Origin of the sequence: Paenibacillus senegalimassiliensis, assembly GCF_001486585.1 — a bacterium.
Taxonomy (GTDB): domain Bacteria; phylum Bacillota; class Bacilli; order Paenibacillales; family Paenibacillaceae; genus Fontibacillus; species Fontibacillus senegalimassiliensis.
The window spans coordinates 368,556-378,805 of sequence record NZ_LN909044.1 but is presented as its reverse complement, the minus strand read 5'-3'; the positions used below and the strand labels follow the sequence as shown (position 1 = coordinate 378,805).

Below are 10,250 nucleotides of genomic sequence, written 5' to 3'. Positions count from 1 at the left end.
GCCCGCGGCGGGCTTCCCGGGGAAGAAGCCCGCCCGCCATAACGCGCAGCCCCTTGGGTGCCTGCGCAATCTCGCTCGCCGCCTGAGCACGGCGGCCCGCGGTTTAGTTGGCCGGCGCCAGTCTCAAGGCGCCGGGAGTAGCGGGTCTATCCGCCCGCCCCGCTTTCTACTGTGGGCAGTTACCGGAGCGGGCAAGACCGAGATGATCTTACCATTACAGGGGTAAAAGCGGTCCTGGAAAGAGGTTTTATTGATGTCTTCCTATAATTGCTCACTTTTTGACCACTTGCATCATTAAGTCGCTAAATTTTTGAGCGGTTCCTTTTTTCATTTCTTTTGTAACGTGCATATAAACAAGTCTTGTTGTTTTATCATCTTTATGCCCAAGTCTCTCCATTATTTCTATCAAGGTGGCTCCAGCTTCAGCCAACAAGGTGATATGAGTATGCCTCAGGGAATGTGGTGTAAAATTAGACAAGCCTGCTAATTCTACAATTGTTTTCATTCTGGCCGCTGGTTTCTTTTGCGTCTCTGGGTATCCAGGGAAATTAGGGCCTAGATTAGGAAAAACGAAATCCCCATCAAAATATTTTTTTCTGTATTTCATTTTGTATTCATTTACTAGTAACCTTTGCTTTTCGAATATTTTCTTAAGTGTGTCGTCAAAGTCGATGACCCTAATTCCTGCTTCTGTTTTTGGGGGAACTAATTTATAAGAAGTTGTGTTGTTTCTTACAGAATGATACGTCTTAGTGATGGATATTGTTTTGTTGTTCAGATCAATATCCTTCCATTGCAAAACAACCGCTTCACCAATCCTCAATCCTGTATAAGCGAGAACCATAAACAAGTTGTAATCCTTATCTTTTCCGTGAATTTTCGCAGTGCGCAAAAATTTAGCCAGTTGTTCCTTTTCCATATATCTCGGAATATCTTCTCTGCTTTCTATTTCGGCCACGGTCTTTTGCTTTCTTGGGACTTTAGAATACTCTGTTGGGTTTATTTTCAAAATCCTCAATTCCATGGCTCGGCGAAAAATCATTCTTGCTGTTGCGTGGATGCTTAGTATCGTTTCGTTAGCAGCTCCATTTTTTTTAAGGTCAATTAGCATGTTTTGATAATGCGACAATTTTATATCGACTAATTTCGCTCCCCCAAAGTATTGATACAATTTATTGATCCTCGTCCTTCTCACCTGAACACTTCCTGGTTTCACCTCTCCTGTCGATTCATAAAACTCTAACCAAGATTCCGCAAACTCCCGAAATGATATTTTCGTTTGTTTCACAAACGTACCTTCTGCAACCTGCACCTCAACATCCGCGGCTGCCAATTCGGCGTCCCTCTTTGTTCTGTATCCGCCTTTTGACTCCTGTTCTCTTTCTCCGGTTACTAAATTTCTCCCAATATCAACCGTGTAATACCACGACTTTCCCCTTTTTCTGATGTAAGCCATTATTCAACCCCCCAGTGAGAAATGTCCCATATATATACCCACAACTTTTATTTGATTGGGAAGTTTTTCCTCAAAGGATTTCCTCCCAGAATACAACTTTATTTTTGGCGTTCCTTCTTCCCAGTTCATTTTTCTTAGAACTCCATTCTTTTTATCGCTTGATATCACCGAAACGATTTGCCCGTTTCGGTCTGCCCATTGAGCATCTCGCAAAAAGACAACGCTGCCCTTGTTTATGCCGAAATCAGACATTGTATCATCGGCAATACGAACCGCATAATCGGGTTGAATGTCGTCCCGAAAAGGGAAGTGAATATATTCATCAATATTATCTTCTGCCAGTAGTCCATCCTCGCTGCGGATTGATTTTATTAAAGGGATATCTTTATGATAGCGTTCCCCTTGACCAAGAGATGGAATTAATTGAGACTTGTATACATGCAGGGCTTCGGATATTTTTTCTAGATTCCCCATCGATATCAAAGTCTTTCCGTTTACGTAATCAGAGATAGTGCTAGTAGGTATATTTGTTTTTTCTGCTAAGTATGTTTGGTTTATGCCTCTTAGTCTCATTGTTTTCTTTAGATTTACTGAAGCTTCACTCATTGCTTTCAGTTCTAATTCAGAATATTTTTTGCGTGCCACCGTTATTGAACCTCCAAATTTTCCGATTTATCAGTATTATTTCCGATTATATCCGATTTAATCAAAAAATAAAAGCATTTTATAAAATAAATTGGTTGACAATCCGATTTAATCGGAATATATTATTGGCGAGGGAGGTGAAAAAATGAGCGAGTATAAGATTACTTGGACAGCGGCGAGAGTTAATGCCGGGTATACTTTAAAGGAAGTAGCAGATATTTCTAAAAGGAGTATTGATACGGTCCACCGTTATGAGAAAGATTCTAGCGGCATACCTTTAGATTTGATGAATTTATGGGTGGATCTATACAAAGTGCCGCCAGGACTTGTTTTTTGTGGCAGAAAATCCGATTTAATCGGAAATATGTTCAAGAAAGATGGTGAACCAAGAAAATGGGTGAGCGCTTGAAAATCACCAAAGTCGAAGATTTGCCGGATGTATGCTCCCCCCAAGTTGTTGCTGACTTTTTGGGGTTATCTAGAGATACAGTCTATGAACTATGCCAACTGTCAATTGACCATGGCGGGCTACCAAGTTACACGATTGGCGCCAGCAGAAAGATCGATTTGGATGACTTGTTAAAGTGGAAAGAAAACCAGAAGAATAAACAACTCAGAAAATCTAATTAATTTAAAAAAGAAAGGAGCTTTAGGGTGAACAAATTACAGATCATCAATCAAAACGGTCAGTTACTGGTCGATAGTCGGGATGTTGCAGAAATGATTGGAAGACCACACAGCGATCTAATCAAAAGTATTCGCACTTATTCGGAATATCTCACTAAAGGAGATTTTCCCCTCAGTGAATTTTTCATCACTAGCACTTACAAAGACGCAACTGGAAGAGAACTACCCTGCTTCCTGTTAACCCGTAAAGGCTGTGACATGGTTGCGAATAAGCTCACGGGTGAAAAAGGAACATTGTTCACCGCTGCTTATGTGTCCAGGTTTGAGGAAATGGAAAAGTCACAGGCGATTGACCTAACCGGACTCAGCCCTCAACTCCAACTATTAATATCGATGGAACAAAACGTTAAACAGATCCAACAGCGCCAGCAGCAGACAGAACAGCAAGTGACAGTCATTAAAGAAACCTTTTTACAGCACGACGAAAGCTGGCGCAACATGATCAAAGGTATGCTCAACGGCGCGGCATATCGATCCGGCACGAGTTACCGGGATATCCGCACGGAGAGTTATAGATTGCTTGAAGAGCGCGGCAAATGCCAATTAAACATTCGTCTCAAGAACCTTCAGGACCGTTTGGCAGATGCCGGGGCCACAAAGACCAAAATCAACGAGACTAACCGCATGGACGTGATTGAGTCTGACCCAAGGCTGAAAGAAATTTATACGTCCATAGTCAAGGAATTGGCTATTGGTACATTAGCATAAGGAGGTAGATAACCCTTGATCGGCATACATCCTATACATCGTAAGATGGCACTTATCACATGGATGTCAACGAATCAATACGGACAAATAAAACTAGATAAAGCTGCTGTTAAGTTGTTGCAACCGTTGCTCAAGCAAAATCTAAAAATGATTCAGCGACTCGACGAGTTGAAAAACCTCTCATACATTGCACATGTCAATGGTGAGTATGATTGGCAGCATAATATTTGCGCGAAGATTGAAGCGCTGGAACGGGACTTGTTCGAGGTTTAGACCGATTTGACGAGTTGCTAGGGGATAGCATCGGAGAGGCACTGGGTTTTCGCATCGAAAAACTAAATTTTAGGAGGAAGTTAAATGAAAGGTACATTTTTGATCACATCGGAGCAAGTAAAAGCTTACGGCGCTTGCCCGGAAGGATACAGATTTTTTATGAAAGAATTTCCCAAGGGTGGTGAATATCAAGCCATTTTGGATAAGTGCTGTGATGTTGGTCGTGCCGATTGGGCGGAGTGGTTGCTTAGAAGAGTTGGCCCTACAGAAGATGTGCGTGAGTACGAGGAACACGTCAATGAGTCTACTTTGCAGATCGTCTTTGCGGGAAGAGTTGTCTTTAAAATTGGAGCCTTTATTAAATTGCTGATTGCAGGCACGGGCATCGAGGCAGGCTGGGGCATCAAGGCAGGCGAGGGCATCGAGGCAGGCGAGGGCATCAAGGCAGGCGAGGGCATCAAGGCAGGCGAGGGCATCGAGGCAGGCGAGGGCATCGAGGCAGGCGAGGGCATCAAGGCAGGCGAGGGCATCGAGGCAGGCTGGGGCATCAAGGCAGGCTGGGGCATCAAGGCAGGCGAGGGCATCGAGGCAGGCTGGGGCATCAAGGCAGGCGAGGGCATCGAGGCAGGCGAGGGCATCAAGGCAGGCTGGGGCATCAAGGCAGGCGAGGGCATCAAGGCAGGCGAGGGCATCAAGGCAGGCGAGGGCATCAAGGCAGGCTGGGGCATCAAGGCAGGCTGGGGCATCAAGGCAGGCTGGGGCATCAAGGCAGGCGAGGGCATCAAGGCAGGCTGGGGCATCAAGGCAGGCGAGGGCATCGAGGCAGGCGAGGGCATCGAGGCAGGCTTAGAGTATGGCGTGTTTGCAGGTCTTAGAGTCAAGGTTACAAATTGGAGCAGATCAGCAAAAGTAACAGCAAAAACAAAGCCAGACAACTTAATAAGCGGTCACTGGCAGGACGCAGAGTAATGTTTGGGCTTGATACTCTCTATACCATACAAACGGCCTTACTAGATCATATATACATTATAAATTTGCGACTGGTAGATTTCCCGGGGGACAAAAAGTACGGGAAGTCTCTGGCAGATGCCAATGCCGCACTGGATGTAGTCACTACTCAACTTAAAAATAGATTGGAGGCAGAAAAGCATGAAGATCACCGGGAAAGCATGGAACGCCTTAACCATTGGCGAGAAATTAGCCGTATTAAGCGGCGCGGTAGCGGCTAACAAGAAGGGCATCCGGTATGTGGGTAAGTGAAATGACCGACGATCAAAAGCGGGAATATGGTTTTGTTGACCTAAGCATGGCCGAAATGAAAAGGCTAGGATATGTACTCGCCAAGAATGGATGGAAGAAGGTGCAACCAAATGGTGAAGTGCGGGTGTGGCAGGGAGGCAAAATACATTGTCTACGAAATCAAGCAGCCCCATTGCCCGACGTGCCTACAAGAAGCGTTGGAAACTAGTGGTCAAATATTGGTTGGGAGGATAGATGCAGATGGATATGCAGATACGGATAGCAGCGAAAGATGACTTTATATCTGAGTTTGCCCGGGCTTTTGTAGGTGCAACTCGCACTGATGGCCCGCATCCCAAATTTGTTTTTAAAAACGCCGTCCAGCGGGCCGAATACGACCGAATTAGACGGAGTCTGGAGGAAGAACATGAACGGAATGGAGTGGTTGGAAAAGGGGATCAAACCTCTGAAACAACTGGAGATGGACCTGGAAAACGTGTCGGCCGCAACTGCCCTCAGAACAACCGCAGATTTTATCGGTCTCGAACTATCTAAGGTAATCGCCGCTTTAGAAACGGCTGAACAGGTGCTGAAAATAGAAAATGACCACTGCGCCAACAGAGGTCAACAACTATAAAAATTTATCACGTACACAATAACACGATTATTGGGAGGTTGTAAAGGTGTCCTCTGAAAAGTTGAATATCTACCAAAAATTACTTGAGGTGCGAAAAGACGTGTCGTACCTCAAAAAAGAATCCCAGTCATCTCAATACAGTTATACGGGCAGCGCACAGGTTTTGGCGTCCGTTAGAAAAAAGATTAATGAGCAAGGATTGCTGTTAATCCCACGTGTTAACGACAAAAATCTGATTACGGAAACCGTGGAGTATACGGACGGCAACAAGCCTAAGAAGACAACCACGTATTTTACTGAGTTATCTATGACTATGACATGGGTCAACGCCGAAAATCCGACTGAAACCGTTGAGTGCCCTTGGTATTCCCAAGGCGTTGACATCGCTGGAGAAAAGGGAGTAGGTAAGGCCCTTACGTATGGCGAGAAGTATTTTATCCTCAAATTTTTTAACATCCCGACTGACAAGGACGATCCAGATGCCTTCCAGCAGAAGCATGAGCAAAAGGCATCTAAGGAGGTCCTTGAGAAAATAAAAGGCGTATGGGCGAAGTTGGGTCTTAAAGCCAATCAATTGGATGCACAGGCATTGTCGCTGTATAACCAAAAATTCTTCCAGTTGAGCGAAGAAAATGCTGATTACTTTTTAACCAAGCTAGAAGACCAGTTGGCAGAGGGGGCTAACAAATGAAGCTTACTCCCGAAAACTATTACTCCCAAGAAGCCAACGAGTATTACATGAGTGTGTCACAGTACAAAGATTTTTTGAAGTGTGAGGCCGCTGCGCTGGCAAAGGTCAAAGGTGAGTACCAGGACATTAAGAAAGATGCTCTGTTGCTGGGATCGTATGTACATGCAGCGTTGGAGAGCGAAGAAGCCTTTGACTTATTCAAATCCGATAATGCCGAAATCTATACAGCTAAGAAGGAATTAAAGGCCCCTTACAAGATGGCTAACAAAATGATCGACTCTGTTTTATCAGACGATTTGTGCAACATTGTGCTGGAGGGAGACAAAGAAGTTATTTTGACCGCGGAACTCTTTGGTATCCCATGGAAAGCAAAGTTGGATGTGCTGAATCGTTGGAACGGTAGATTTACTGACATCAAGACGGTCAAGGGTATTCGGGATAAATACTGGAATGGCCAAAGATACGTCTCTTTTATACAGCAATATCAGTATGACGTACAGATGTCTGTGTACGCCGAAATAGAGCGATTAAGCGGCGTAGAAAATCCGGATTACCTGGAGCCAACAATTTTGGCCGTATCGAAAGAAGACGTACCAGACAAAGAAATCATTTACTTTGATACTGAACTCATACAGGAAAAGTTGAGAGAAGTGTCCGGTAACATTGGCAGGGTCATGTCTGTTAAGCGGGGCGACGAGCAGCCTGTAGGATGTGGCAAGTGTGATTACTGCAAGTCTCGCAAAAAATTGGACGGAATGACTTACTATCTCGATTTGCTGGAGGCTATCTAATGGATGTGCTTAATGTAACCCAAGAGATACACGCCGCATCTCAGCGGCTTAGCAAGTCCGCTGACGCATTGTTTGGATTAGGCAGGGCAAAGGCCGAGGCAGAGCGAGATTACCGCCTAGCGCTTGCACAGGAGATTGTAAAGCTACGTGCGGACAATATACCAGTGTCCATTGTGACGGATCTAGCCAAAGGCAACGTGTCTGACAAATTGTTTGAGCGTGATTTAGCAGAGGCACAGTTTAAAGCTGGTATTGAAGCTGCTGACGCTATCAAAGTGCAAGTATCAGCTTTACAAACAATACTCAAATACCAAACGGATATGTAGGTGATCCTTATGGACTTTGGATTTAATCCAGTATCTAAGCCCTCATATCGCCGTCGTAAGCCCACAAGCAAAATGAGAGGCAGAATCACACCGGAAGTCTACCAAGCGGCTATGGAGCGATCAGAGGGGCGCTGCGAACGATGCGGATGCCCCGGCCCCTTGGAAGCTGCTCATTTAATCAGACGATGGAAGATCGAAGGCCAAACGACAGTTAAAGACATTGCCATGCTATGCGGACCAGCGGTTAACACCGGGACCTGTCATAACTGGGTTGATTATACGGAAGATGGCAGGAATTGGGCAGTCGAGTATAGAGCGAAACTTTACGAAAGAGGCAAAGAGTAGGTGGTGACATGGACGGGTGGATCAAACTCCATCGGGAAATTATTAATCATTGGATATACCAAGATGCAGAATACCTGAAAGTATGGGTTGAAATGCTGGTCAGGGCTAGGTATTGGGACGAACCGGGCAGAGAGTTGGTTGGAGATCAAATCATCATGGTTGGCCGGGGAGAATTTATCTTCGGTCGGCCAGCCTGGAGTAGAAGGTTGGGGATAAGCGAACAACGTTTGAAGACGCTTATTCAAAAAATGATCAAGGATGACATGATCGAGCTGATTCAGAAATATTCTCGTTGCACGCTTTATCGCGTTAAAAACTACGAAAAATTCAACCAGCAAGATAACCAGCAGGATAACCAACCAGAAGACCAGTCCTGCCAAGACATTGAACGGATTGGCAACCAGCATACCAACCAGCAAATGAACCAACGCTCAACCAGCAGCCAACCAGCAGCCAACCAGCAGCCAACCAATAACAAAGAAAGTAAAGAAAGAAAGAATGATAAGAAAGAAAAGAAAAAAGATAATACCGCATTTGAGGATTACACCTCAAATCCCGTTTTACTCGAATCTTTGAACTCATTTTATGAATATCGGAAAAAGAGCAAAAAGCCAATGACAGATGCGGCGGTTAAGTTGCTGCTTAAAAAATTGGACGATCTAGCAAGTGACGACGACACCAAGATAGACATTTTAAACCAATCCATACTCAATGGCTGGCAAGGGGTATTCCCGATCAAGGATGACTTGAAAAACCGACGAGTGAATAAGCCTGAAATTGTGAAGCGAGAAACTGAACAGGAAGTAAGCGAAGAAGAGTTTGCCGAATTGGTGAGAATGGCAGAAGAAAGAAAGGCGAGAAAGGAAGGTGTCATACGGTGAACAAAGCAAAGTGTAACGTACCAGGATGTAAAAACCACGCCACAGTATATTGGGCTACGGTACCAGTATGCAATAGATGTCAACTAGATTTGGCAGACGAGGCCATAGAGTTTTACAAAAAGAAATTGGATGTGCGTCCGGTGTTTGAGTCAATACGCGACTTGAGCCCGTGGAAGAAGCCTGAGGCTGGGGACAAAAGGCAAGTCACTGTAGCCAACGTTAAAAACGGGACTATCTTAGCACTCAAGCTAGGTGACAGTCGGTATGTACTGGATCGGCCAAATTATTATAAGGGGGCCAACATCGTATGAGCAGATTAATATTGCCCGGCACGGCTCCCAGCGTAAACCATATGTACAACAACGCCTATGTAAAAGGCCGCAGAATGAAGGTTATTAAAAAGTCTGCAAAAGAGTGGCTGGAAGATGCGACTTTCCGCTCTATCCAATGGCGAATGGAAAACAAATGGCCTACGGCCTCCGGGAAGGTCGCTGTGCGGCTTTGGTTCTTCCTCCCGGACAAACGTAGACGCGACACTCACAACGGCTTAAAAGGGCTGCTAGACGCCTTAGAAGACGGAGGCATATATGCAGACGACAAACTAGCTTTACCCCAAGTCATGGATTTTTCGGTAGATCGGAATAACCCGAGAATCGAAATAGAATTCGAAGTAGTCAATTGATAGTGTCGTTTTAAGAGGCGTAGGCGGTGATTTTAGAGGTTTTTCGAGCTAGGGAGTATAAACAGAAGGGTAAACCGCAAAAGGCCCTTAAAACCCATCCTAGACCGTTACAACCACAATACAGAGTATACAGGGATTAAAACTTAGTTAAGGAGGACTAACCCATGTTAGGTAAAGCAAGTGAGATTAAAGTCGTTGAATTGAAACTACCTGAAGTAGATGAATGGTTGAAAAATAATTCTAACGTTGACATTTTGGACATCAAGTATGCAATTACTCCGGCTGATCATTCGTTTACCCTCATCATCTATAAGGAGGCTAAACCCCATGAATGAACGGATACAAGAGATAAGAGATAGAAAATCGAAAGTCGCTGATTTTGCTATGCCGGGATCGACATACGAACAGTTGGGAAGCGACATCGATTATCTCCTATCAGAAGTGGAACGCCTACAAACCACGCTCTATACGCATCAATCCTATGACAAGACGGCTGGAGAGCTACATGAGGATAACCAAATATTGATATCTGCACTGGAATGGTACGCAAACAAGGGGAATTATGATCCTGTACATCTAGAAACATTGGGGAAAATCCCCATTGATGCGGATGAAGGCAGACGCTCAAGGGCTGCTCTATCTAAGGTGGGCGGTCAAAAGATGGTGATCTAATGCCTGAGGGATATATCGCCTATATACGTCACCTTAAGCCAGTACCCGGGCAACTACCGGATGTAACCTACGATTACGTCAGCAACGAGTCTCATATAGGTTGGCATATGGCGCTAACCCAAGATCGATCAGAGGCATATGTATTTGATGCGGACGAACTACTTTTGGTTGATCAGATGGGATTCAAAATAAAGAAGATTTGACCAGCAATACGAAA

General features: G+C 44.8%; 17 protein-coding genes. 15 read left to right on the top strand and 2 right to left on the bottom strand.

The window, feature by feature from the left end; genetic code table 11:
- Positions 1-271: 271 nt before the first annotated feature.
- Together BN3279_RS07565 and BN3279_RS07560 are read right to left on the bottom strand one after the other, a co-directional pair.
- A complete protein-coding gene (locus BN3279_RS07565) occupies positions 272-1,456 on the bottom strand; it encodes a site-specific integrase (RefSeq protein WP_059050029.1) in 1,185 nt (394 codons plus the stop codon).
- Between the two features lie 3 nt (positions 1,457-1,459).
- Entirely contained in the window at positions 1,460-2,101 is a 642-nt protein-coding gene (locus tag BN3279_RS07560) for a LexA family transcriptional regulator (RefSeq protein ID WP_059050028.1), read from the bottom strand.
- A gap of 145 nt (positions 2,102-2,246) precedes the next feature.
- On the opposite strand from BN3279_RS07560, the gene BN3279_RS07555 reads away from it, so the two are divergent.
- The 15 genes from BN3279_RS07555 (at position 2,247) to BN3279_RS07480 (ending at position 10,236) form a co-directional block, all read left to right on the top strand.
- Positions 2,247-2,510 carry a helix-turn-helix domain-containing protein gene (locus BN3279_RS07555; RefSeq protein ID WP_059050027.1) on the top strand — a complete coding sequence of 88 codons (264 nt, stop codon included), beginning with the start codon at positions 2,247-2,249 and terminating at the stop codon, positions 2,508-2,510.
- Positions 2,495-2,731: a helix-turn-helix domain-containing protein gene (locus BN3279_RS24465; protein ID WP_059050026.1), complete on the top strand. Its 237-nt coding sequence runs from the start codon at positions 2,495-2,497 to the stop codon at positions 2,729-2,731. The genes BN3279_RS07555 and BN3279_RS24465 overlap by 16 nt, the downstream gene beginning before the upstream one ends.
- Positions 2,732-2,755: 24 nt before the next feature.
- The gene (locus BN3279_RS07545) at positions 2,756-3,496 is read left to right on the top strand and encodes a Rha family transcriptional regulator (RefSeq protein WP_059050025.1); all 741 of its coding nucleotides are present in this window, start codon (positions 2,756-2,758) and stop codon (positions 3,494-3,496) included.
- A gap of 15 nt (positions 3,497-3,511) precedes the next feature.
- Complete coding sequence (locus BN3279_RS07540) at positions 3,512-3,769, top strand: DUF7667 family protein (RefSeq protein WP_059050024.1); 258 nt, start codon at positions 3,512-3,514, stop codon at positions 3,767-3,769.
- An 84-nt stretch (positions 3,770-3,853) separates the two neighbouring features.
- Positions 3,854-4,738, top strand: a complete 885-nt coding sequence (locus BN3279_RS07535) for a hypothetical protein (RefSeq protein ID WP_059050023.1) — start codon at positions 3,854-3,856, stop codon at positions 4,736-4,738.
- Between the two features lie 697 nt (positions 4,739-5,435).
- On the top strand, positions 5,436-5,645 hold the full coding sequence (locus BN3279_RS07520) for a hypothetical protein (RefSeq protein WP_059050020.1): 210 nt from the start codon (positions 5,436-5,438) through the stop codon (positions 5,643-5,645).
- Between the two features lie 46 nt (positions 5,646-5,691).
- Entirely contained in the window at positions 5,692-6,336 is a 645-nt protein-coding gene (locus tag BN3279_RS07515; RefSeq protein WP_059050019.1) for an ERF family protein, read from the top strand.
- Positions 6,333-7,127 (top strand): PD-(D/E)XK nuclease-like domain-containing protein, encoded by a 795-nt coding sequence (locus BN3279_RS07510; protein ID WP_059050018.1) that lies wholly within the window; start codon positions 6,333-6,335, stop codon positions 7,125-7,127. The genes BN3279_RS07515 and BN3279_RS07510 overlap by 4 nt, the downstream gene beginning before the upstream one ends.
- The gene (locus BN3279_RS07505; protein WP_059050017.1) at positions 7,127-7,453 is read left to right on the top strand and encodes a hypothetical protein; all 327 of its coding nucleotides are present in this window, start codon (positions 7,127-7,129) and stop codon (positions 7,451-7,453) included. Before BN3279_RS07510 ends, BN3279_RS07505 begins: the two co-directional genes overlap by 1 nt.
- A 353-nt stretch (positions 7,454-7,806) precedes the next feature.
- On the top strand, positions 7,807-8,679 hold the full coding sequence (locus BN3279_RS07500) for a hypothetical protein (protein ID WP_059050016.1): 873 nt from the start codon (positions 7,807-7,809) through the stop codon (positions 8,677-8,679).
- Positions 8,680-8,819: 140 nt separating this feature from the next.
- A complete protein-coding gene (locus BN3279_RS23735; RefSeq protein WP_157686444.1) occupies positions 8,820-8,990 on the top strand; it encodes a hypothetical protein in 171 nt (56 codons plus the stop codon).
- A complete protein-coding gene (locus BN3279_RS07490) occupies positions 8,987-9,361 on the top strand; it encodes a RusA family crossover junction endodeoxyribonuclease (protein WP_059050014.1) in 375 nt (124 codons plus the stop codon). The genes BN3279_RS23735 and BN3279_RS07490 overlap by 4 nt, the downstream gene beginning before the upstream one ends.
- 164 nt (positions 9,362-9,525) lie before the next feature.
- A complete protein-coding gene (locus BN3279_RS23730; protein ID WP_157686443.1) occupies positions 9,526-9,696 on the top strand; it encodes a hypothetical protein in 171 nt (56 codons plus the stop codon).
- Complete coding sequence (locus BN3279_RS07485) at positions 9,689-10,033, top strand: hypothetical protein (protein ID WP_059050013.1); 345 nt, start codon at positions 9,689-9,691, stop codon at positions 10,031-10,033. Before BN3279_RS23730 ends, BN3279_RS07485 begins: the two co-directional genes overlap by 8 nt.
- Positions 10,033-10,236, top strand: a complete 204-nt coding sequence (locus tag BN3279_RS07480; protein ID WP_059050012.1) for a hypothetical protein — start codon at positions 10,033-10,035, stop codon at positions 10,234-10,236. The genes BN3279_RS07485 and BN3279_RS07480 overlap by 1 nt, the downstream gene beginning before the upstream one ends.
- Positions 10,237-10,250: the final 14 nt, after the last annotated feature.